18 protein-coding genes are annotated in these 21,587 nt (G+C 65.4%); 13 read left to right on the top strand and 5 right to left on the bottom strand.

What is annotated here, in order from left to right; all coding sequences use genetic code 11:
- Positions 1 to 138 precede the first annotated feature (138 nt).
- Complete coding sequence (locus tag VRZ08_RS16315; RefSeq protein ID WP_414533206.1) at positions 139 to 975, top strand: hypothetical protein; 837 nt, start codon at positions 139 to 141, stop codon at positions 973 to 975.
- 32 nt (positions 976 to 1,007) lie between these two features.
- On the opposite strand, the gene VRZ08_RS16310 is transcribed toward VRZ08_RS16315, so the two are convergent.
- A complete protein-coding gene (locus VRZ08_RS16310) occupies positions 1,008 to 2,021 on the bottom strand; it encodes a tartrate dehydrogenase (RefSeq protein WP_234803296.1) in 1,014 nt (337 codons plus the stop codon).
- Between the two features lie 308 nt (positions 2,022 to 2,329).
- Here VRZ08_RS16310 and VRZ08_RS16305 point away from each other — a divergent pair, with 308 nt between their 5' ends.
- The 6 genes from VRZ08_RS16305 (at position 2,330) to VRZ08_RS16280 (ending at position 9,408) form a co-directional block, all read left to right on the top strand.
- Positions 2,330 to 3,544: an ABC transporter substrate-binding protein gene (locus VRZ08_RS16305; RefSeq protein WP_234822401.1), complete on the top strand. Its 1,215-nt coding sequence runs from the start codon at positions 2,330 to 2,332 to the stop codon at positions 3,542 to 3,544.
- Positions 3,545 to 3,740: 196 nt separating this feature from the next.
- Positions 3,741 to 4,616: a branched-chain amino acid ABC transporter permease gene (locus tag VRZ08_RS16300; protein ID WP_107343717.1), complete on the top strand. Its 876-nt coding sequence runs from the start codon at positions 3,741 to 3,743 to the stop codon at positions 4,614 to 4,616.
- Position 4,617: 1 nt separating this feature from the next.
- On the top strand, positions 4,618 to 5,541 hold the full coding sequence (locus tag VRZ08_RS16295; protein ID WP_107354908.1) for a branched-chain amino acid ABC transporter permease: 924 nt from the start codon (positions 4,618 to 4,620) through the stop codon (positions 5,539 to 5,541).
- Positions 5,541 to 7,025: an ATP-binding cassette domain-containing protein gene (locus VRZ08_RS16290; protein ID WP_414533205.1), complete on the top strand. Its 1,485-nt coding sequence runs from the start codon at positions 5,541 to 5,543 to the stop codon at positions 7,023 to 7,025. Before VRZ08_RS16295 ends, VRZ08_RS16290 begins: the two co-directional genes overlap by 1 nt.
- 42 nt (positions 7,026 to 7,067) lie before the next feature.
- Positions 7,068 to 7,847 carry an SDR family oxidoreductase gene (locus VRZ08_RS16285; RefSeq protein WP_414533204.1) on the top strand — a complete coding sequence of 260 codons (780 nt, stop codon included), beginning with the start codon at positions 7,068 to 7,070 and terminating at the stop codon, positions 7,845 to 7,847.
- Positions 7,848 to 8,031: 184 nt separating this feature from the next.
- On the top strand, positions 8,032 to 9,408 hold the full coding sequence (locus VRZ08_RS16280; RefSeq protein WP_414533203.1) for a GH1 family beta-glucosidase: 1,377 nt from the start codon (positions 8,032 to 8,034) through the stop codon (positions 9,406 to 9,408).
- Between the two features lie 17 nt (positions 9,409 to 9,425).
- On the opposite strand, the gene VRZ08_RS16275 is transcribed toward VRZ08_RS16280, so the two are convergent.
- The gene (locus VRZ08_RS16275) at positions 9,426 to 10,538 is read right to left on the bottom strand and encodes an SbmA/BacA-like family transporter (protein WP_107343712.1); all 1,113 of its coding nucleotides are present in this window, start codon (positions 10,536 to 10,538) and stop codon (positions 9,426 to 9,428) included.
- Between the two features lie 137 nt (positions 10,539 to 10,675).
- On the opposite strand from VRZ08_RS16275, the gene VRZ08_RS16270 reads away from it, so the two are divergent.
- The 6 genes from VRZ08_RS16270 (at position 10,676) to VRZ08_RS16245 (ending at position 16,865) form a co-directional block, all read left to right on the top strand.
- Entirely contained in the window at positions 10,676 to 12,109 is a 1,434-nt protein-coding gene (locus tag VRZ08_RS16270) for an amidase (RefSeq protein ID WP_414533202.1), read from the top strand.
- Positions 12,110 to 12,209: 100 nt separating this feature from the next.
- Complete coding sequence (locus tag VRZ08_RS16265; protein WP_264054904.1) at positions 12,210 to 12,437, top strand: ferredoxin; 228 nt, start codon at positions 12,210 to 12,212, stop codon at positions 12,435 to 12,437.
- A 69-nt stretch (positions 12,438 to 12,506) separates the two neighbouring features.
- On the top strand, positions 12,507 to 13,706 hold the full coding sequence (locus VRZ08_RS16260) for a cytochrome P450 (protein ID WP_414533201.1): 1,200 nt from the start codon (positions 12,507 to 12,509) through the stop codon (positions 13,704 to 13,706).
- A 22-nt stretch (positions 13,707 to 13,728) separates the two neighbouring features.
- Positions 13,729 to 14,394 carry a sulfite oxidase-like oxidoreductase gene (locus VRZ08_RS16255; RefSeq protein ID WP_414533200.1) on the top strand — a complete coding sequence of 222 codons (666 nt, stop codon included), beginning with the start codon at positions 13,729 to 13,731 and terminating at the stop codon, positions 14,392 to 14,394.
- Positions 14,395 to 14,626: 232 nt separating this feature from the next.
- Positions 14,627 to 15,850: an alpha/beta fold hydrolase gene (locus tag VRZ08_RS16250; RefSeq protein ID WP_414533199.1), complete on the top strand. Its 1,224-nt coding sequence runs from the start codon at positions 14,627 to 14,629 to the stop codon at positions 15,848 to 15,850.
- 52 nt (positions 15,851 to 15,902) lie between these two features.
- A complete protein-coding gene (locus VRZ08_RS16245; RefSeq protein WP_414533198.1) occupies positions 15,903 to 16,865 on the top strand; it encodes a fatty acid desaturase family protein in 963 nt (320 codons plus the stop codon).
- Between the two features lie 413 nt (positions 16,866 to 17,278).
- On the opposite strand, the gene VRZ08_RS16240 is transcribed toward VRZ08_RS16245, so the two are convergent.
- From VRZ08_RS16240 to paaZ, 3 genes are all read right to left on the bottom strand, one after another.
- Entirely contained in the window at positions 17,279 to 18,016 is a 738-nt protein-coding gene (locus VRZ08_RS16240; RefSeq protein WP_414533197.1) for a hypothetical protein, read from the bottom strand.
- A gap of 242 nt (positions 18,017 to 18,258) precedes the next feature.
- Positions 18,259 to 19,275, bottom strand: coding sequence for a quinone oxidoreductase family protein (locus VRZ08_RS16235; RefSeq protein WP_414533196.1), 1,017 nt, complete (start codon positions 19,273 to 19,275; stop codon positions 18,259 to 18,261).
- Between the two features lie 74 nt (positions 19,276 to 19,349).
- Complete coding sequence (gene paaZ / locus VRZ08_RS16230; RefSeq protein ID WP_414533195.1) at positions 19,350 to 21,389, bottom strand: phenylacetic acid degradation bifunctional protein PaaZ; 2,040 nt, start codon at positions 21,387 to 21,389, stop codon at positions 19,350 to 19,352.
- Between the last annotated feature and the right edge of the window lie 198 nt (positions 21,390 to 21,587).

Raw genomic sequence — 21,587 nt, 5'->3', positions numbered from 1 at the left:
TAATAACAGCAATCGATTACCGCAAAATGCGGGGACAGGCGGCCGCCTCCGCGAGAGCCGGCGCCTCTGCCTGATCCGAATCAACGGCACGCGAACTAAGTCTGTGCGATACTTAGCGAATCGCACGGAGTCATTCCCATGAAGGATTGGTACGCGGTCTTCGCCCTCGCTCTGGTCATCATCATCGGTTCTGCCGCCGGCCTCGTCGGCACGCTGGCATTCCTGCTGGCTTTCTTCGTTACGTGGTACTTGCTCTCCGCACGCGAATTGGGCTTCGCCCAGGCACGCGCCGCGTTCGGCGTTCGGTTCGATCCGCCGATCTGGACCCGCAGCAACTGGCAGTGGCTCGAGCGACTGTTCGACGATAGCGACAAGCTGTTGAAGGCGGCTGCGGTCGCGATGATCGTGATGGCCAGCACGCTGATGGTCGGCCCGCCGATCACCTTGCTCGTGGCTGTCGTAATTGCAGCCTATCTCGCCTTCAGCATCCACCGCGACGGCCCCACGCCGCCGCGACGCGTGGTGCGTATTCACGATGCCGGCGCAGACGTCTCGGCACACGCAAACCGCAACACTCCGCTTCCGCCGCCCAACAACACGCAGAGCTCGGCAGTGCTGGCTCCGGCCGTGACGCCGGTTCAGCCCGTAGCTGAGCCGGCCCCACTCCTGCTGCGGACGTCGACCCGCATCGTCGCGCCGCGGCCACGGGAGGTCACCAAGCCGCGGCCCTCGCAAAACCGCCGGCCCGTTGCACGCGGCGTCCGTAAGGCGGCAAGCAAGCGTCAGCAGCGTAAAACGACCCACAATCGGGCTCGTCCGCTTCCGCCGCTGCCGAGCCGCAAGCCCGGCTACGCGATCGCGCTTAAGCCGCGCCGCCCGCTCCGGCAGCCGCCGCAGATCCGGCAGCGGCGGCGCGTCCGCAAGCCGATGACGCTGGTCCGGGCCAGCGCAGCAGGGGCGTCACCGACCCGCTGACGCCGGCTTCTGCGTGCTTCACAGCGGAGCGCTTACTCCACCATCTCGGCCACGCCCTTACCGCAGGCCGAGGTGTCGGCCTGACCGCCGAGATCACGGGTGCGGAGCGTGCGCTCCTCCAAGGTGCGTTCGATCGCCTTGACGATCGAATCCGCCGCCTGCTTCTCGCCGAGATGCTCCAGCATCATCGCGCCCGACCAGATCATCCCGATCGGATTGGCGATGCCTTGGCCGGCGATGTCCGGCGCCGAGCCGTGCACCGGCTCGAACACGCTCGGGAAGTCGCCCTCGGGATTGATATTGCCCGACGGCGCGATGCCGATGGTGCCGGTGCAGGCCGGGCCGAGGTCGGACAGGATGTCGCCGAACAGATTGGAGCCGACCACCACGTCGAACCAGTCCGGATGCAGCACGAAGTGCGCCGTGAGGATGTCGATGTGGTACTTGTCCCACTTCACCTCCGGGTAGCTCTTGGCCACCGCTTCGACGCGCTCGTCCCAATACGGCATCGTGATCGAGATGCCGTTCGACTTGGTGGCTGAGGTGAGATGCCGCTTCGGCCGCGACTGTGCCAGCTCGAACGCGAACTTCAGAATGCGGTCGACGCCAACACGGGTCATCACCGACTGCTGGGTGACGAACTCACGCTCGGTGTCGGGGAACATCCGGCCGCCGACCGAGGAGTATTCACCCTCGGTGTTCTCACGCACCACCCAGAAATCGATATCTCCCGGCTTGCGGCCGGCGAGCGGCGACGGCACCCCGGGCATCAGCCGCACGGGGCGCAGGTTGACGTACTGATCGAACTCGCGGCGGAACTTGATCAGCGAGCCCCACAGCGAAATGTGATCCGGAATCTTCGCCGGCCAGCCGACGGCGCCGAAGAAGATCGCGTCATGCCCGCCGATCTTCTCCTTCCAGTCGTCCGGCATCATCTGGCCGTGCTTTTCGTAATAGTCGTAGCTGGCGAAATCGAAATGGTCGAACACCAGTTTGACCCGATGTTTCTTCGCGGCCGCTTCGAGCACACGCAGTCCTTCCGGCATCACTTCCTTGCCGATGCCGTCGCCTGCGATCACGGCGATGCGATACTGATCCTTGCTCTGATTCAACTCGGTTCCCCTTTGTGTCGCGCGTGGCGCGGCTTCATCTGGCCCAAAGTACGTTGGCGTTCAACGCTGCGCTGCACATAGCGAATCCGCGTAAATACGAAAGCATTGTGCTTGCCTGCGACAAAACGCGCGCTACACTTTTCGTGGCTGATCAACAAGCCGCCGGCCAACGCGCCACCAAACAAAGACAATAAAGAGGAAACGCCATGTCTCCAGCCCCCTCGAATGTCCGTTCGTGGTCGATGCGCGCTATGGTCGCCGCGACAGCGCTCGGATTCGGTGCTTCGTCGGCACTCGCAGCCGACCCGATCAAGATCGGCGTGATCGCCGAAGCGCAGGCGATCGCCGGCGCGTCGATTCCGCAGGCCGCGCAGCTCGCTGCTGAAGAAATCAACGCCAAAGGCGGCATCGACGGCCGCAAGATCGAGATCGTCAGCTACGACAACCACTCGTCGTCCGCCGATTCCGTGCGCGCCTTCCAGCGCGCCGTGAATGAGGACAAGGTCAACGCGGTGATCGCCAGCTACATCTCGGAAGTTGTGCTGGCTCTGATGCCCTGGGCCTCGCGGCTGAAAACGCCGTTCGTGACGCCGGGCGCCGCCTCGAACGAGATCACCAAGGCGGTCAACAAGGACTACGAAAAGAATAAATACACCTTCCACGGCTATCTGACCTCGGGCGAGCTCGCCCAATCGGTGTGCGATGCCGCGAAGGACCTGCTGGTCGACGCCCGGCAGATGAAGACCGCCGTGATCATGAGCGAGGACGCCGCCTGGACCAAGCCGCTCGACGTCGGCTACCAGGAGTGCCTGCCGAAGGTCGGTCTCAAGGTGCTCGACCACATCCGGTTCTCGCCCGACACCACCGATTTCACGCCGATCTTCAATAAGATCGAAGGCTCGAAGCCGGACGTGATCATCACCGGCATCTCGCATGTCGGCGTCCAGCCGACGGTGCAGTGGAAGAACCAGCAGGTGCCGATCCCGATGTTCGGCATCGCCTCGCAGGCCACCAACGAAACATTCGGCAAGGACACCAACAACGCGTCCGATGGCGTGCTGTATCAAGGCGTGTCGGGCCCCGGCGTCGCGGTGACGTCGAAGTCGGTGCCGTTCGCCGAGAACTTCAAGAAGAAGTACGGCAACTATCCGTCTTACGCCGGTTACACGGCCTATGACGAGGTCTATTACATCGCCGAAGCGGTGAAGCGTGCCGGCTCCACCGACGGCGAGAAGCTGGTCGAGGCGCTGGAAAAGACCGATTACGAAGGCACGATCGGCCGCGTCCAGTTCTACGGCAAGGACGAGCCGTTCACCCACGGCTTGAAATACGGCAAGGGCCTGCTCACCGGTCTGATGCTGCAATGGCAGGACGGCAAGCAGGTCGCGGTGTGGCCGCCGGAAGTGGCCAAAGCCAAGATCAAGTTCCCGGCCTTCATCAAGGCTGCCGCGAACTGACCGCTTCAACGAATGCTCCCGCCGGCAACGACGGGAGCATTTTTCGTCCGGCTGCAAGCTTCTCCACATCGTCATTCCGGGGCGCGGGCGACGCCCGCGAACCCGGAATCTCAGAACAACTCGGGATTCCGGGTCTGCGCGCCGGCGGCGCGCATCCCGGAATGACGTACCGGATTTGGCCAACTGAAGGTCCCGAATGCTCGCCCTGCAAATCCTGATCGACGGTTTCGCCATCAGCGCGCTGTATGCGCTGGGCGCGACCGGGTTCACGTTGATCTTCGGCGTCTCCGGCGTGCTCAACCTGTCACATGGCGCCATCATGGTCGCCGCCGCGGTCGCGGCGTGGGCAGCGTCGAGCACATTCGGCGTCGGCAGCTACGCCGGCGCGCTGATCGGCATCGCCACCGCGCTGGTGATCGCGCTGCTCACCTATTTCGCGGTGGTGCAGCCGATCCAGCGCTCGCGGCGGATCGCCAATGAGGAGAAGGAAATCTTCGTCCTCACCGGCACCCTGCTGTGGGGCATCATGATCCAGGAGGCGATCGCCTACCTGTTCACCAACAACGCCAAGACCGTGCTGCCGATCGTCAACGGAGTGGTCGAGATCTTCGGCGTCCGCACCCCGCGCAACGAGATATTCACCGCCGTAGTGTGCTGCCTGGTGATCGCGCTGCTGTGGCTCTTGGTGAACCGCACCAAGATCGGCAAGGCGGTGCTCGCAGCCTCGATGAACCCGCGCGGCGTCACGCTGCTTGGGCTCGAACTCACCAACATCTATGTCGTGGTGTGGATCATCTACGGCGTGCTCGCCGGCATCGCTGGCGTGCTGCTCGGCATGTTCCTCGGGGTGTCGTCCTACAGTGTCGGGCCGCTGACCGCGAGCGCGTTTTCGATCGTGGTGCTCGGCGGGCTCGGCAGCGTCTCGGGCTCGCTGATCGCCGCCTTCGTGGTCGGTTATCTCGAAACCTTCACCGCCTACATGATTTCGCCGGCCTACCGCACCATCCCGGCGCTGCTGCTGTTGGTGACGGTGATGTATCTGCGGCCTCAGGGCCTGCTCGGGAGGCGCTGAGATGGGGTTCTTCACGTCACGATTGTTCTGGATCGCGCTGCTGGTGGTCGCAGTCGCCTCGACACTGCCGCTCTATGTCTCGGGCTACATTCTCGGCCTGCTGACGGTCGCGTTCTATTTCGGCGTATTCGCGATGGCCTGGGACCTGCTGTTCGGCTTCGCCGGCGAGGTCAATTTCGGCCCGACCTTCCTGATCGGCGTCGGCGCCTACACCGCCGGCATCATCAACAATCAATACGGCTTGTCGCCGTATTTCTGCATCTTCATCGGCGCGATGGCCTCGGTCGTCGCCGGCTTCATCCTGGCGCTGCCGGCGCTAAGGGTGCGCGGGCCGTATTTCGGCCTGACTACCCTGGTCGCGGTGCTGATGTTGCAGAACTTCATCGTGGTGTTTGCCGACCTCACCGGTGGTGAGATCGGGCTGACCATTCCGGACGTCATCACCATCAACGCTGGCGCCAATTACTGGATCGCGCTCGGCTTCATGACGGTGAGCGGCGCGATCCTGTACGGCCTGTCGCAATCGCCGATCGGCTTGGTGCTGCAGGCCTCGGGCCAGGATCCGGTGCAGGCAGGCGCACTCGGCTTCAACATCGTCAAGCACAAGCTGTTCGCCTTCGTGGTCAGTGCCTTCTTCTCCGGCCTGTCCGGCGCGCTCTTGGTGTTCTACTTCGGCACCGCCTCGGTCGGCACCGTGGTCGACGTCGCAGTCGGCGTGAACGTGATTGTCGCCGCCGTGCTCGGCGGACGGCGCACCGTGATCGGCGCTGCGCTCGGCGCGGTGTTCCTGATCGTCGCAGGCGAATTCCTGCGTCCGACCGGCGAACTTGCCACCTTCATCGTCTCGGCGATCGCTCTGCTCGTCGTGCTGTTCTTCCCCGGCGGCTTCCTCGGAGCGGCCATGTCGCGTGAGGCCCGGACTTGATGGACGCCGTCTCCAGCAACTTCGCTCCCACCCTCGAAGTCCGCGGTCTGACCAAACGGTTCGGCGGTCTCACCGCAGTCAAGAACCTGTCGTTCGACCTGCGCGCTGGCGAGATCTTCGGCCTGATCGGGCCGAACGGGTCAGGCAAATCCACCGCGATGAAATCGATCATGGGGATCGAACGCCCGACCGCCGGCGAGGTCATGTTTCAGGGCGAGAACGTCGCCGGCCTGCCAGCGCACAAGATCGCCCGCAAGGGCTTCGGCATGGTGTTTCAGCATTCCCGGCCGCTGAACCGGCAGACCGTGCTGGAAAACATCATGGTGGCGCTGCTGCCCGACAGCCTGCTGGCGCTGTTTCACGATCGGGCGCTGGTCGAACGCGCCGAGGCGATTGCCGAACGTGTCGGCCTCGGCGCGGTGATGCGGCGGAAGCCGCCGACGCTGCCGTTCGCCGACCTGCGCCGCCTCGAATTGGCCAAAGCGATCGCGCGCGATCCCAAGGTGGTGCTGGTCGACGAGCCGTTCGCCGGCCTGACGCTGGCGGAGGTCGGCACCTTCTCCGAATTGATCGCCGGCTTCCGCGACGAAGGCCGCGCGGTGCTGCTGGTCGACCACAACGTCAAGAGCGTCGCAGCGCTGGTCGACCGCGTGCTGGCGATGTATCTCGGCGAAGAGATCTGCACCGGCGCCGCCGGCGAGGTGATGAAGAACGAGACGGTGCGCCGGGTGTATCTCGGCGGCGCGATCGAGACCTCGGCGCGGCCCGAGACCAGCTTCCACGACAAGGTCCCGCTGCTGCAGGTCGAGAACGTCAACGTGTTCTACGGCAAAGCCCAGGCGCTCGAGAACGTCTCGATCCACGTCCATGAGGGCGAGTTCGTCTCGGTGGTCGGGCTCAACGGTGCCGGCAAGACCACGCTGTTCAACACCATCTCCGGGCTCCTGCCCTACACGGGCGCGATCAAGCGCGGCGGCGAAGTCCTGCGTGGCACCTCGGCGGCCAAGATTGCCCGCGATGGCATCGTGCAGTGCCCGGAATCCCGCGAATTGTTCGGCGAGATGACGGTGCGCGAGAATCTCGACCTCGGCGGCTATCACCTCGCCGACGACGTCCGCGACAAGCAGATCGAATGGCTGTTCGATCTGTTTCCGATCTTGCGGGAACGACATGGCCAGCTCGCGCAGACCTTGTCCGGCGGCGAGCAGCAGATGCTCGCGATCGGCCGCGCGCTGATGATGCAGCCGAAGATCCTGATCCTCGACGAGCCGACGCTCGGGCTCGCGCCGGTGATCCTGGAGCAACTGTCAAAGGCGCTGGAGAAGCTGCGCCAGACCTCGTCGATCACCGTGCTGCTCGGCGAACAGAACGTCACCTTCGCGCTGCCGCACGCGGACCGTGTCTATGTGCTCGAACACGCCCGCATCGTCTGGGAAGGCGATCCGGCGCGCTTTGCCGCCGAGGCCGGAGAGGGCTATCTGTAACGGCGGCGTCCGGCCGAACCGGACCTCACCGAAGGGCACTCGATGGACCTGCATCTACGCGGCAAGCGCGTCCTCATCACCGGCGCGTCGAAGGGCATCGGCGCCGCCGCGGCCGAAGCTTTCGCCGAGGAAGGCTGTCACCTGCGGCTCGCCGCCCGCCACAAGGATGCGCTGGAAGCCCTCGCCGCCCGGCTCCGCGACCAGCACGGCGTTGGCGTCGCAGTCCATGTCGCCGACCTGCGCAACAAGACAGACCTGTCGCAGCTCGCCGCTCAAGCGACGGATATTGACATCCTGGTCAACAATGCCGGCGATATTCCGCGCGGCACGATCGATGCGATCGACGACGCGACCTGGCGCCATGCGTGGGATCTGAAGGTGTTCGGCTTCATCGATCTCACCCGCTTGGTGTACGCGCAGATGAAGGCGCGCGGCGGCGGCGTCATCATCAACGACATCGGCGCAGCCGGCGAACGGCTCGACCCGGGTTATATCTGCGGCTCTGCCGGCAACGCTGCGCTGATGGCGTTCACCCGGGCGCTCGGCAGCCGCAGCCTCGCCGACAACATCCGCGTCGTCGGCATCAACCCCGGCCCGGTCGGCACCGATCGTTATCTCGGCCGGATGAAGGGCCGCGCCAAGGCCGAGCTCGGCGACGAGAGCCGCTACCTCGAACTGCAGAAGAACCTTCCGCTCGGCCGCCCGGCGCAGCCGCGCGAGATCGCCGACCTGATGGCCTATCTGGCGTCCGACCGGTCCGGCTACACCACCGGTGCGATCTTCTCGGTCGATGGCGGCCTCAGCGCGGGCTGGCCGGCCTGAACCACAACGGCCGCGCCGGCCGCAACTCAGCCATGACGGTGTGGCCGCGCAGGCCTTTCGCCACAGCCGTGCCGCAACGGATCGTCAACCGCACGGGCGTCACAACGTCGCTGTTTGATTCAACGCAAGCGGCGCCGTCAGCGCCGCAGCGTATCAAATGACATCTGCAATCGGAGATTTCGCCATGGCCTCATCGCTCACCCCTCCCGCTTCTGAGCCCATGCCCGGTTTGCCGGTGCTGTCGCACATCCGCAAAGACTTCATTTGGGGCGTGTCGACGGCGAGCTTCCAGATCGAAGGCGCCACCAACGAAGACGGCCGCGGCCAGAGCATCTGGGACGTGTACTGCCGCGCCGGCTACGTCGCCAACAACGACACCGGCGACGTCGCCTGCGATCACTATCATCGCTATCAGGAAGACGTCGCGCTGATGAAGGCGCTTGGGATTCAGGTGTATCGGTTTTCGATCGCCTGGCCGCGAATCTTCCCGCAAGGCACCGGCGCGATCAACGAGCCCGGCCTCGCCTTCTATGATCGCCTGATCGACGCGCTGGAAGCTGCCGGCATCGAGCCGTGGATCTGTCTGTATCACTGGGATCAGCCGCAAGCGCTGGAAGAGCGCGGCGGCTGGATGAACCGCGAGATCGTCGGCTGGTTCGCCGACTATGCCCGGGTGATCGGCGAGCGCTACGGCAAGCGGGTGAAGCACTTCGCGACCTTCAACGAGCCCGGCATCTTCAGCCTGTTCAGCCGCTCATTCGGCGCGCGCGACCGCAGCGCGGATGAGAAGCTGCATCGCTGGATTCATCACGTCAATCTGGCGCACGGCGCCGCCGTCGACGTGCTGCGCGAGACCGTCCCCGACGCCAAGATCGGATTGGTCACCAACTATCAGCCGGTGTACCCGTCGAGCGACAAGCCGGAAGACGTCGCCGAGGCAAAGCTGATCAGCGACTATTGGAATCGCGCTTTCGCCGACCCGCAGTATCGTGGCGAATACCCCGACCTGATCCGCGACGCCATCAAGCCGTTCATCCAGCCGGGCGACATGGAGCGCATCCACCGGCCGCTCGACTGGTTCGGCCTGAACCACTACAGCCCCGTCTACATCAACTCAGATCCGAACGCGATCGTCGGACTCGGCTGGGGCCCGAAGCCCGAAGGCATTCCGCGCTCGCCGATCGACTGGACGATCGAGCCGGATGCTTTCCGCGATACGCTGATCGAGATCAGCCGCCGCTACGGCAAGCCGGTCTACGTCACCGAGAACGGCTACGGCAGCAATATCGAGAAACCCGACGCCAACGGCGAGGTGATCGACCCCGGCCGCATCGCCTTCCTGCGCGACTACATCACCGCGCTCGATCAGGCGGTCGCCGACGGCGCCGATGTCCGCGGCTACATGGTCTGGTCGCTGCTCGACAATTTCGAATGGGAATCCGGCTACAGCGTCCGCTTCGGGCTGATCTACATCGACTATGCGACGCTGCGCCGGATCCCGAAGGCGTCGTTCAACTGGTTCGCCGACGTGATCCGTCACGCCCGCGGCGCGAGCGCCTGAAGCAGCAGGCGGGGCTTTTACGACGACGCCAATTCGCGCGACGCCTCGGCTGGCGTCGCCGGCGTGCGGTCCGGCATCGCATCGATTGCGGCCAGCAGGGCGGCGACGCGGTTGGCCGACGAGCGCCAGTCCGCCAACCGCTGATAATTGTCGACCAGCCAGTTCACCGCGCCCTGCACGGTGACGAACGCCGCCGCGCTCTGCGTCACCTCGCCGAGCGTCATCGCGCCGGCGAGATATTTCGGAAAGCACAGGAAATACGCGGCAACCGGCGCGAACAGGAAGTTGCTGTGCGACACAAGCGTCATGTCGACGAGCTGCCAGCACAACTCGCGCCACGACCGCAGCACCTCCTGCAGACGCCGCGCCAGCTTCGCCATCCAGGCCTTCTCGTCGGCCTCGCTGGCGGGACGCCCGCCGCGCATCACCTCGGCTGCCGCCCGGAATTCCGCTTCGTTCTGGTTGCGACGCTCGCTGATACTGGTCATGCGCCGGCCGAACCACAGCATCAGCGCGGTCATCAGGGTGGAATATCCGACCACACCGACCACGAGGTAGCCCGGGATCTCGGCGCGATGACCGAACACGCTGATGTCGATGCTGCCGCCGACGCTCCACAGGACGCTGAAGAAGGTCAGCGCCGTGAGCACCGACGACAGAAACGCCAGGATCAGATCGACCGGTGAGTCGGTGGCGATCCGGACGTCCTCGGCGAGGCGATATTCCGGGTTCTCGGCGCCGTGATCTGTACCATCGATTGGGACGTTGTGGTCCTTTCGCGACCAGCGCGCCAGGATTTCACATGTCATGGACTCGCGCCATTTGCGCTGCCCGGTCATGCGGCCCCACACCGAGGTCGCAGCGACCAGCACGCTGGTGGCGGCCAGCATCACGAAAATCCCGGTCTGCGTCCACAAGGCGCCGGCATCACGTCGTTCGAGTGCATCGAAGAAATGCCGATTCCACAAATTGAGATAAAACTGAACCAGCAGTTGTGCGAGCACGACGCCGATCAGCACCACGATCAGGCCCGTGACGCGAGGCTTGCCGCTCAGCCAAAATCTGCGGGACAGCAGCCAGAACCCGGTCAGGTTGTGGCCGTTCGAGTCGTTATGTGAGAAGAGTCCCATGACGCGATATAAGGCCCGGACCGGCAGGTTGTGAAGCGGTCCGGGGTACCCATTGCGTCTAGTCTTGGTATCCGGTCCAAAAGCGCTGACGGTGATGTACTGATACCGCCGCGCAATCAACTCAGGGGAGTTACAGGGTGGCGGCAGATCAGGCGCTGGTAAAGGAAACCGCTTGTGCAGTGGTCGACAAGCTCAAGTCCGGCGAGGTGACGCCGATCGAGGTTCTCGATGTGCTGCAAGAGCGGATTGCCGAAGTCGACGGCGCCGTCAATGCTCTCCCCACGCTGTGCTTCGATCGCGCGCGCGCTCACGCCGCCGAGCTGATGAAAAAACCGCCGGCCGAGCGCGGTCTTCTCGCCGGTCTGCCGGTGCCGATCAAGGATCTCACCGCGGTCGCAGGCGTGCTCACCACCCAGGGCTCGCCGATCTACAAGGACAATGTCCCCGCCCGCTCCGACCTGATGGTCGAGCATCTCGAAGGCAATGGCGGCGTGGTCTACGCCAAGTCGAACACGCCGGAATTCGGCGCCGGCGCCAATACGTTCAACGAAGTGTTCGGCGCGACGCGCAACCCGTGGGATCTGTCGCGCTCCGCGGCGGGTTCGTCCGGCGGCGCCGCGGCGGCCCTTGCATCGGGTACCGCATGGCTGGCCCACGGCTCGGACATGGGCGGCTCGCTGCGCAATCCGGCGAGTTTCTGCGGCATCGTTGGCTTACGTCCCAGCTTCGGCCGTGTCGCGCACACGCCGGCGGCGAAGATCGACCGCAATCTCGGTGTCCAGGGCCCGATGGCCCGCAACGTCGAAGACGTCGCGCTGCTGCTCGACGCGATGAGCGGTGAATACGCCGCCGACCCACTGTCGATCCCCTCGCCCGCCACCTCGTTCCTCGCTGCAGCGCGGTCGCGGCAGAAGCCGCTGCGCGTAGCGTATTCGCCCGACCTCGGCATCACCCCTGTCGATCCGGAAGTCGCCGCCGTCACCCGCAAGGCGGCCGAACGCTTCGCCGAAGCCGGCGTGATCGTCGAACAGGCGCAGCCCGATCTGTCCGAAGCACATGAGTGCTTCCAGGCGCTGCGCGCGTTCGATTTCGCGATCAGCAAGGCCGATCTGCTGCGCACCAAGCGCGACCTGCTCAAGCCCGAAGTGATCTGGAATATCGAACAGGGCCTGAAGCTCAGCGTCGACGATCTCGCCAAGGCCGAAGCGCAGCGGGTGGCGATGACGGCGCGCACGATCGAGTTCTTTAAGACCTACGATCTGCTGCTGTGCCCGGCAACGATCACCGCGCCGTTCCCGGTCGAGCAGCGCTACCTCGCCGAATGCAACGGCCACACCTTCGGCAACTATGTCGAATGGCTCGGCATCGTCTATGCGATCACGCTGGTGTGCTGCCCTGCCCTATCGCTGCCTTGCGGCTTCACCGCAACCGGGCTGCCGATCGGCCTGCAGATGGTGGCAAAACCGCGCAACGAAGCCGGCCTGCTCGCCGGCGCCGCGGTGCTCGAGGATATCCTCGGCCTGAAGAGCACCACCCCGATCGACCCGCGCCCGGCGCCTGCCAGCCTGTAGGCGCCCTCCGGGACTGGCGGTTGCAACACGCTGTGCTACTCTCACGCGTGTTGCAACACCGATAGATCCGCCGACAAAGGCGGACGATAGGGAAACGCCAATGTCCGATCACCTGAAAGCGTCCGAGACGCTGAAAATCCACGTCGACCAAGACAAGTGTCAGGGCCATGCGCGCTGCAAAGCGCTGGCTCCTGAATTGTTCGAGCTCGATGACTACGGAAATGCCCACGAAACCGGCGACGGCACGGTGCCCACCGCGCTGATCGACCAGGCATGGCTGGCCAAGTCCAACTGCCCCGAGAACGCGATCGTCATCGACGAAGCTTGATCACTCCGCCTTCTCCCCGTTCGAGCGGCGCCAAGACCGCACCGACATTCAGCAGAGGAAACGCCAGACATGAGCGAACGCGCACCCGTCACCGACTGGGTCAATGACTTCGACCACACCGATCCGCGCTGGACCGAAAACCCCTATCCGATCTGGGACGAGCTGCGCTCGGCCAGTCCGCTGGTCCACACCGACCGGTTTCTCGGCTGCTACATGCCGACCACGTTTGCGGCGGTGAAAGAAATCTCCTACGACACCGATCACTTCTCGTCGCGGCGGATCATCGTCCGCAACGTCCGCTCGGCATCGCCGCCGCCGGCACCGCCGATCACTTCCGACCCGCCCGAGCACAAACCGGCCAAGCGGCTGCTGTTGCCGCCGTTCACGCCCGATGCGGTCGCCAAGCTCGAGCCGCGGGTGCGCGCGATCTGCAACGAACTGATCGACGCCTTCATCGAAGACGATGGCTGCGACGCCGCCACCGCCTACACCAAGCACATTCCGGTCAAGACCATCTGCCACATGCTTGGCATTCCGGAAGGCGACAGCGACATCTTCATCCGCTGGATTCACGAAATCCTTGAACTCGGCATCAACGACGATGCCATCCTGATGAAGGCGGTGTTCGAAATGAGCACCTACTTCCACGGCCATATCGAGCACCGCAAGCAAAAGCCGACCGACGACCTGATCACCACGCTGATGAACGCCCGCGACGACAAGGGCCAGCCGCTGTCGGACGCGCATGTGCTCGGCTCGCTGCGGCTGCTGCTGATCGCCGGCATCGACACCACCTGGAGCGCGATCGGCGCTGCGCTGTGGCATCTCGCCACGCATCCGGCCGACCGCGAACGGCTGCTGGCCGAACCCGAGCTGATGCCGACCGCGATCGAGGAGTTTCTGCGCGCCTACTCGCCCGTCACGATGGCCCGCGAAGTGATGAAGGAAACCTCGATCGCCGGCTGCCCGGTGAAGCCGGGCAACATGGTGCTGCTGTCGTTCCCCGCCGCTAATCGTGATCCATCGGTGTTTCCCGATGCCGACCGCGTGATGATCGACCGCAAGGAGAATCCGCATGTCGCGTTCGGTCTCGGCATCCATCGCTGCGTCGGTTCCAATCTGGCGCGGATGGAGATGACAGTTGCGATCGAGGAGTGGCTGAAGCGGATTGCTTCGTTTAGGCTCGACCCGTCACAAAAAGTGCGATGGTCGGAGGGCACAGTCCGGGGCCCGCGCAACCTGCCGCTGCTGTTCGGCAAGCCGAGCTGAGCCCTCGCCCGAAAGGTCGCCGATGTCCGACGATGCCGAACTGCCGCCGGAGTCCAAACTCACCCGCAGCAAGCAGCGCTGGGCGGCAGAAGGCAAATTTCTCACCGGCCGGCACGTCCGGCCGGATGAGCAACGGCTGCCGCCGGGCCAGCATCTGGTCAAAGACTGGCCGGTGCTCGATCTCGGCCTGACGCCGCAGATCGGCCGCGACCGCTGGCGGCTCGACGTCTATGGCGCGGTGGCGCAGCCGGTGTTTTGGGATTGGGCGCAGTTCATGGCCCAGCCGCAGGCTGACATCGTCTCCGATATTCATTGCGTGATCACCTGGTCGCGCTACGACAATCGCTGGCAGGGGCCCGCGACACGAACGCTGCTCGACGCCTGCCAGCCGACCGATGCCGCCCGCTACGTCGTGCTGCACAGCTACGACGGCTACACAACTAATCTATCGATCGAAGACTTCGCCGCCGCGGATGCGATGATCGCACACAGCTGGTCTGGCGCGCCGCTCGATCAGGAACACGGCGGCCTGGTGCGTCTGGTCGTGCCGCATCTATATTTCTGGAAGAGCGCGAAGTGGCTGCAGGCCATCGAATTCCGCGACGACGACGCGCCCGGCTATTGGGAGCTCCGCGGCTATCACAACCGCGGCAATCCATGGGCCGAGCAGCGCTATTCGAGTGATTGACGCCGCGCGGGTCATTCGGGGCGCGCCGACAGGCGCGAACCCGGAATCTCGAGGTGCTCTGCACTTCTGGATTCCGGGTTCGCGCTCCGCGCGCCCCGGAATGACGATCTGTGGCGAAGAGAGTCCACCCGTCATTGCGAGCGAAGCGAAGCAATCCAGCCTCGTGCACTGAAGTGGATTGCTTCCTCGCTTCGCTCCTTGCAATGACGAAGAGACATCAGGAGTATTCAAGATGCCCACCGAACGTTTCCAATTTCCAGGCAGCGGCGGGCATCAACTTGCTGCAGCGCTCGATCTGCCGGATGCGCAGCCACTCGCCTATGCGCTCTTCGCGCATTGCTTCACCTGCAGCAAGGACAACCTCGCGGCGCGGCGGATTTCGGCGGCGCTGGCGGCGCGCGGCATCGCTGTCCTGCGGTTCGACTTCACCGGATTGGGCGCCAGCGAGGGAGAGTTCGAGAACGCGACGTTCTCGTCCAACGTCGCCGACCTCGTGCTGGCCGCCGATCATCTGCGGTCGTCGCATCGGGCGCCGTCGCTGCTGATCGGGCACAGCCTCGGCGGCGCTGCGGTGCTGGCAGCCGCGGCGCAGATCCCGGAGGCGAAGGCGATCGCAACCATTGCGGCGCCGTCCGATCCGTCGCACGTCACCGGACTGTTTGCCGGTGATATCGAGACGATCCGCGCTGAAGGACAGGTCGATGTTTCGCTTGCCGGCCGGCCGTTCACGATCAAGCGCGAGTTTCTCGACGACATCGCAGAACACAATCTGATGGCCGAGATCGCCAAGCTGCACAGAGCGCTGCTGATCCTGCACGCGCCGACCGACGACACCGTCGGCATCGACAACGCTACCAAGATCTTTGTCGCGGCGAAGCATCCGAAGAGCTTCGTCTCGCTCGATCACGCCGACCATCTGCTGAGCGATCGTCGTGACGCGACCTACGCGGCGAGCGTGATCGCCGCCTGGGCGCAGCGCTACATCGACGCCGAGCCGCCGGCCCCGACCGCCGGCGCGCCGGAAGTGCCACGCCTCGTCACCGTGCAGGAAACCGGCGACGGCAAGTTCCAGCAACAGATCAGCGTCGGGCCGCATCGGCTGCTGGCCGACGAACCCGCCAGCGTCGGCGGCCGTGACAGCGGGCCGGGGCCTTACGATCTGCTGCTGTCCGCGCTCGGCGCCTGCACCTCAATGACGATGCGGCTCTATGCCGAACGCAAGGCGCTGCCGCTCGATCGCGTCACGGTGACGCTGAGCCACGCCAAGATCCACGCTGAGGATTGCGCCGAGTGCGAAACCAAGGTCGGGCTGCTCGACCGCATCGAGCGTGTGATCGGCATCGAGGGCGATCTCTCCGCCGAGCAGCGCGCCAAGCTGATCGAGATCGCCGACAAATGCCCGGTGCACCGCACCCTCACCTCGGAAGTCAGCATCATCACGCGCAGCGCCGATTGACGCTGCCGGCCGCTTCCCCGACACTGCCGAAAACAAAATCAGGGAGGCAGCGATGCCGGCAGTGGCGCGGATCGATCCGAAGACGATTTTCTCCGCCGACGAATGGGCGCGGCTGACGCATCGCAGTTCGGCCCGTGGCCTGTGGCTGGTGGCGCATGCCTGGGGCTGTATTGCCCTGGCCGTCGCGCTGGTGACGATCTGGCCGACCCCGCTGACCTGGCTGATCGCGGTGATGATCGTCGGCACCAGGCAGCTCGGCCTCGCCATCCTGATGCACGAGGCGGCGCATGGCGGGCTGCACCGCAATCCGAAGCTCAACGAGGCGATCGGGCAATGGCTGTGCGCGGTGCCGGTCGGCGCCGATCTGCCGGCGTATCGGCGCTACCATCTGCAGCATCACAAATACACCCAGCAGCCGGAGGATCCGGATCTAGTGCTGTCGGCGCCGTTCCCGATCAGCAAGGATAGCTTCGCCCGCAAGGCGATCCGCGACCTCACCGGGCAAACCTTCGTCAAGCAGCGGCTGCCGGCGTTGAAGGCGCTGTTCGCGCCGATGGACAGCGGCGCGCCGAAGCACGACAGCTTCGTCGCGAGCGGCAAAGCGCGCACCCAGCGTTTCCTCGCGGCCAATGCCGTGTTGCTGCTGCTGTTCTGGCTGGCCGGCGCCGGGGTTTGGTTCGTCGGCGTCTGGCTGGTGGCGATGGCGACTTGGCTGCCGCTGGTGACGCGGGTGCGCAACATCGCCGAGCACGCCTGCACCTCGACCGGCGCCGATCCGTTCAGCCAGGCCCGCACCACGCTGGCCAATCCGCTGGAGCGCGCGCTGATCGCGCCGTACTGGGTCAACTACCACGCCGAGCATCACCTGTTCATGTACCTGCCCTGCTACAATCTTCCCGAAGCGCACCGGCTCCTGCAGCAAAAGGGCTTGCTGGACCGCGTCACCGTGGCGCCGTCCTATCGCGACGTGCTGAAGCTGGCGACGACGCGGCCACGCGCGGTCGCGGCGGAGTAGCTCGCGCGCAGCTGCTCCTCGGATCAGCGCCGAACGCCTCGTCGTCGTCATCCCTCGCCTCCTTCATCACCACTTCCTTTTCATCATCACCCCTTTCTCCGTCGTCATCCCATTTCCACCGTCATCCCCCGCGCATGCGGGGGATCCAGTATTCCAGAGCGCCTGTGGCACAACTTCCGCACGGCGCAACGAGCGCTCTGGGATACTGGGTCGTCCGGACAAGCCGGACGATGACGGTGATGATTGGAGCGAGCGCTCCGCTCTGCCCTGCCGCGACCATCGATTCAAATCCCCAACAGCCATGCCTCCGCGGCCTCGCGGCGCCAGCGGCGTCCGAGTTGTGGGCCTGTCGCTATCACAGCGAGGGGCGGATCATCGCGTGGTCGCGCGACGAGACGGTCGCCGCTGGCGCTTCAACGCCGCCGGACACCGATCGTGTAGGACGGCCGCTGTGCGGCTTCGCGCTGGCTTCGGATCAGGCGCAGATCGTCGTCGACGTAGATGTTCTGCATCATCGGCTTCGCTTGGAACGACTTCGCCAGCCGCTTCGCTGATGCCGCGTCGAGGCCGCTGAGGTCGGGAGCGCCCCGCGTGGCGTTCGGAGCTTCGGCGCGATCGAGCTTCTGCTCCAGCACCGCGTCGAACCAGGCTTCGGCGTCGTCGATGCTGAGGCCCTTGTCGCGACGGCCGCGCGCGACCTCGATGCCGATATTCTCAATCAGCCACCGCCCGCCTCTGACCTCGAACCGCTGCACCAGCATCAGATTGCAGGCGAGGCCGAGCGGCGTGAGCCGGTGCAGCAGCGCGTTCTGGTGCCCCGGCGCATGGTGCGCGACGTTGGCGTAGAAGCCGCGGTCTCGGAAGATCTGGTAGGACTGCGAGGGAATCCGGCCCGGCAGCGCATGGTGAAACGGGATAGTCGACCACACCGGCGTCCACACTCCGATCACCGCTGCGACCTGATCCTCGGCGCGCGGATGCGGATTGCGCCGCGTCAGCTCGTCGACATAGGGCGCGAGCGGACCGTCCAGCAGTGCGAGCTTTTCGCTCAGCCGCTTGTCGTCCTGCCCGTCTACCAGCTGCAGCAGCCGGGTCTTGAGGGCCTGCGTACTCTGCGTCGCGAGATCGGCACCGCTCACCTTGTCCAGCATCGGCAGGGGTCTCCGGTCATGAGCGAACGTCGCACCAGCTCGGCCGACCGCTCTTACCGCTCCGCCGGGGTGGCCGGTCGCCGCTCGATCGGAGCAACCGGCGGACCTTAAACCCTCGCCGGAGGAGCAAGGTTCCTGTTTGGAAACCGGTATAATAAGCGGGTCAACCGTGCGGGCGACATGATGAGTTGGCCGGCGGCGACACGTGCGACGGCTTCGACGTGCTACCGAGTCGAAAAGAACTAATCGGGCCTGATGATCACCCGGTCCCGCGACGAGCCTGCCACCGCGCGATACGCGGCCTGTGCCTGATCGAGCGGGTAGATCGCCCCATCCACGATCGGGAACGGCTTGAGATGGCCGCCGGCGAAGCCGTCGCCGAGCGAGCGCAGCACCTCGCCGGTCGCGATCGAGGAGAACGCCAGCGTGTCGATGCCGACATAGGTGTGCTGACCGCGATAGAATGCCAGAATGTCGAACTCGACGATCCGGTGAACCGCGGCGATCAGGATCTGCCGGCCGCGCAGCGCCAGGCACTGGTTCGCCGCCTTGAAGTACGGATCGCCGACGGTGTTGAACACCACGTCGGCTCCCTTGCCGCCGGTGAGTTCGCGCACCTTGGCGGCGACATCGGTGGAGGACGAGTCGATGATCTCCACCGGCGCGGTGGCATGGCCGGCATAGGGCTCCGCTTTGCGCACCACACCGATCACCCGCGCGCCGCGCCAGCTCGCGATCTGCGCCGCAGCCTGCCCGACCTTGCCGTTGATGCCCATGATCACCAGCGTCTCGCCGGCCGCGAGCGCGGCACGGCGCAGGCCTTCGGTCGCGGTGACGAACGGCACGCCGATGCCGGCCGCCTCTTCCCACGACACGCTCGCCGGCTTCTCGACCAGCGCGTCGGCCTCCACGATCAAGTGGCTCGCATGGGTGCCGTCGCGGCGGATGCCGAGATCGCCGGACGAGCCGAATACGTCGCGGCCGATCCATTCAGCCGGGCCGTCGATGACACGGCCGGCGAAATCGCGGCCGGGCGTGCGGGGAAACACCGCGTACGGCATCAACCCGGTCGCGGCCTTGACGTCGGACGGATTGACCGCCGCCGCCTTCACCTCGATCAGCACTTCGGAGGCCGCGCGCCGCGACAGCCGCAGGGTCTCGAGGACCGGCTCGATCGCCGCGACATCAGCGGCCTTGTGGTGCAGGCGAACGCAACGCGCCTCGATCGACATAGCAGCGGTAACAGAAGAATCGGACATGGTGACGGTCTCGGCAGAAAAACGGCGCCGCGCAGGAGCGGCGCCGCCGTTGTGCCAGATTCCGCCGCTTTGGGCTATGCGGCGGGCCGTGAGCTCATCGTCAACAGGTCATAGCGCGCCACCGGTTCGCCGTTCTGGTTGACGACCTCGACGTCCCAGCGCACCTCGCCATATTCCGGCCGCCGAGCCGGCGACTTCTGCTTCACGGTGAGCCTCACCTTGATGCTGTCGTCGGGCGAGACGGGTTTCAGGAAGCGCAGATTGTCGAGCCCGTAATTGGCGAGCAGCGGGCCCGGCGCGGGATCAACGAACAGGCCGGCGGCGAACGCCAGGATCAGATAGCCGTGGGCGACACGGCCGGGGAAGAACGGATTGGCCTTGGCGGCCGCCTCGTCCATGTGGGCGTAGAAGGTGTCGCCGGTGAAATGCGCGAAGTGCTCGATATCGTCGAGCGTGATCGGCCGGCTCGCGGTCTCGATGCTCTGGCCGATGGCGAGCTGATTGTAGTTCAGCCTAAACGGATGCACCTCGGCGGCGGGCGCCGGGGCGCCGCGCGTCCAGGTGCCGGTGAGGCGCGCGAGGCGGCGCGGCGAGCACTGGATCGCGGTGCGCTGCATGTAGTGATGCACGCTGCGCAAGCCGCCGAGTTCTTCTCCTCCACCGGCGCGGCCCGGGCCGCCGTGCAGCAGCGCCGGCAGCGGCGTGCCGTGGCCGGTGGATTCTGCCGCATCGTCGCGGTCGACGATCAGCAGCCGGCCGTGGAAGGGTGCCAGACCGAGGATCATCTGCTTGGCGATCGCATCGTCATAAGTGAAGAGCGACGCCACCAGGCTGCCCTCACCTCGGCGGACCAACTCGATCGCCTGGGCGACATCGTCATAGGCCAGCACGGTGGCGACCGGGCCGAACGCCTCGGTGGCGTGAACGCGGCTGGCCTGCATCGGGTCGCGCGCGCGCAGCAACACCGGCGACAGATAAGCGCCAGCCTGGGTATCGAGGCCCTCACCTTCGCAAACGTTCGGATCGCCGAACACGATCTCGGCCTCGCTCTGCAGCGTCGCGATCGCGGCGCGCACCGCCTCGCGCTGGCCGCGGCTGACCAGGGGCCCCATCGCCTTGTCGTCACGTCGCGGATCGCCGAGCCTGACGTCGGCGAGCTTCGCCTTCATCGCCTCGACCACTGCGGCCTCCTGCGCGCGCGGCACCAGCACACGGCGGATCGCGGTGCACTTCTGCCCGGCCTTGGCGGTCATCTCGCGGACGATCTCGCGGACAAACAGATCGAACTCCGGCTCGGCCGGCGTGATATCAGGGCCGAGGACCGCAGCGTTCAGCGAGTCGCGCTCTGCGATGAAGCGGATCGAATGGTGCGCGACGTTCGGATGCGCGCGCAGCTTCTCCGAGGTCTGCAGCGAGCCGGTAAAGGCGATCACGTCCTGGCCGTTCAAATGATCGAGCAGATCGCCAAGGCCGCCGCAGACGAGCTGCAGCGCGCCTTGCGGCAGCAACTTCGACTCGTCGATCAGTCTGACCAGCGCCTCAGCCACATAGGCCGTCGCCGTCGCCGGCTTGACAATCACCGGCACGCCCGCAAGCAACGCCGGCGCGAGCTTTTCCAAGAGGCCCCAGCACGGGAAGTTGAACGCATTGATATGCACCGCAACGCCGTGCAGCGGCGACAGGATGTGCTGACCGACGAAGCTGCCGCGCTTCGACAAGGCCTCAACCTCGCCCTCGGTGATGAAATTCGCATCCGGCAACTCGCGGCGGCCGCGCGATGCGAAAGCCGCGAGCGTGACGAGACCGCCATCGATGTCGATCGCATTGTCGCGGCGGGTGGCGCCGGTGTCGGCTGCGAGCGCGTAGAGCTGTTCCTTGCGCTCGCCCAAGTAAGCGCCGAGCGCCTTCAACATATCGGCGCGCTGATGAAACGACAGCTTGCGCAAATTCGGCCCGCCGACCTCGCGGGCATGCCGGACGATGGCCCCGAAATCGAGTCCGGCACTGGACGCACGCGCCACCACGCGGCCGTCGATCGCGCTCGGAATATCGACAAGCCCGGCCGCCGGCGTCTCCCAGCGATCGCAGGCGAGGCTTTGCAGGATGGCGGTCATGGCGTCTCTCCCCGACGTGTGGTGCGCGATCGCGGCGCGGTTTGACGTCTGCGCCGGCCGTTGACACGATGATTGCTTGAGCTAATAATTGACTGACCGATCGTTCAATTCAAGAGGCTTTGCGAAAGCCCGCGACGTGAGGGAGAGAAACGTGACCGACCTGATCGCCGATCAGGCGTCGTGGCCTTGCGGCATGTC

Origin of the sequence: Rhodopseudomonas sp. G2_2311 (genome assembly GCF_047501505.1) — a bacterium.
Lineage (GTDB): Bacteria > Pseudomonadota > Alphaproteobacteria > Rhizobiales > Xanthobacteraceae > Rhodopseudomonas > Rhodopseudomonas palustris_H.
The sequence above is the reverse complement of the archived record's forward strand: the minus strand, read 5'-3'. Positions and strand labels throughout refer to the sequence as shown.

What these genes read in the sequence shown, in the direction of transcription:
- VRZ08_RS16315 (WP_414533206.1), top strand. Translation starts at nt 139, where the DNA reads ATGAAGGATTGGTACGCGGTCTTCGCCCTCGCTCTGGTCATCATCATC.
- VRZ08_RS16310 (WP_234803296.1), bottom strand. Translation starts at nt 2,021, where the DNA reads ATGCCGGAAGGACTGCGTGTGCTCGAAGCGGCCGCGAAGAAACATCGG.
- VRZ08_RS16305 (WP_234822401.1), top strand. Translation starts at nt 2,330, where the DNA reads ATGCGCGCTATGGTCGCCGCGACAGCGCTCGGATTCGGTGCTTCGTCG.
- VRZ08_RS16300 (WP_107343717.1), top strand. Translation starts at nt 3,741, where the DNA reads ATGCTCGCCCTGCAAATCCTGATCGACGGTTTCGCCATCAGCGCGCTG.
- VRZ08_RS16295 (WP_107354908.1), top strand. Translation starts at nt 4,618, where the DNA reads ATGGGGTTCTTCACGTCACGATTGTTCTGGATCGCGCTGCTGGTGGTC.
- VRZ08_RS16290 (WP_414533205.1), top strand. Translation starts at nt 5,541, where the DNA reads ATGGACGCCGTCTCCAGCAACTTCGCTCCCACCCTCGAAGTCCGCGGT.
- VRZ08_RS16285 (WP_414533204.1), top strand. Translation starts at nt 7,068, where the DNA reads ATGGACCTGCATCTACGCGGCAAGCGCGTCCTCATCACCGGCGCGTCG.
- VRZ08_RS16280 (WP_414533203.1), top strand. Translation starts at nt 8,032, where the DNA reads ATGGCCTCATCGCTCACCCCTCCCGCTTCTGAGCCCATGCCCGGTTTG.
- VRZ08_RS16275 (WP_107343712.1), bottom strand. Translation starts at nt 10,538, where the DNA reads ATGGGACTCTTCTCACATAACGACTCGAACGGCCACAACCTGACCGGG.
- VRZ08_RS16265 (WP_264054904.1), top strand. Translation starts at nt 12,210, where the DNA reads ATGTCCGATCACCTGAAAGCGTCCGAGACGCTGAAAATCCACGTCGAC.
- VRZ08_RS16260 (WP_414533201.1), top strand. Translation starts at nt 12,507, where the DNA reads ATGAGCGAACGCGCACCCGTCACCGACTGGGTCAATGACTTCGACCAC.
- VRZ08_RS16255 (WP_414533200.1), top strand. Translation starts at nt 13,729, where the DNA reads ATGTCCGACGATGCCGAACTGCCGCCGGAGTCCAAACTCACCCGCAGC.
- VRZ08_RS16250 (WP_414533199.1), top strand. Translation starts at nt 14,627, where the DNA reads ATGCCCACCGAACGTTTCCAATTTCCAGGCAGCGGCGGGCATCAACTT.
- VRZ08_RS16245 (WP_414533198.1), top strand. Translation starts at nt 15,903, where the DNA reads ATGCCGGCAGTGGCGCGGATCGATCCGAAGACGATTTTCTCCGCCGAC.
- VRZ08_RS16240 (WP_414533197.1), bottom strand. Translation starts at nt 18,016, where the DNA reads ATGCTGGACAAGGTGAGCGGTGCCGATCTCGCGACGCAGAGTACGCAG.
- VRZ08_RS16235 (WP_414533196.1), bottom strand. Translation starts at nt 19,275, where the DNA reads ATGTCCGATTCTTCTGTTACCGCTGCTATGTCGATCGAGGCGCGTTGC.
- paaZ (WP_414533195.1), bottom strand. Translation starts at nt 21,389, where the DNA reads ATGACCGCCATCCTGCAAAGCCTCGCCTGCGATCGCTGGGAGACGCCG.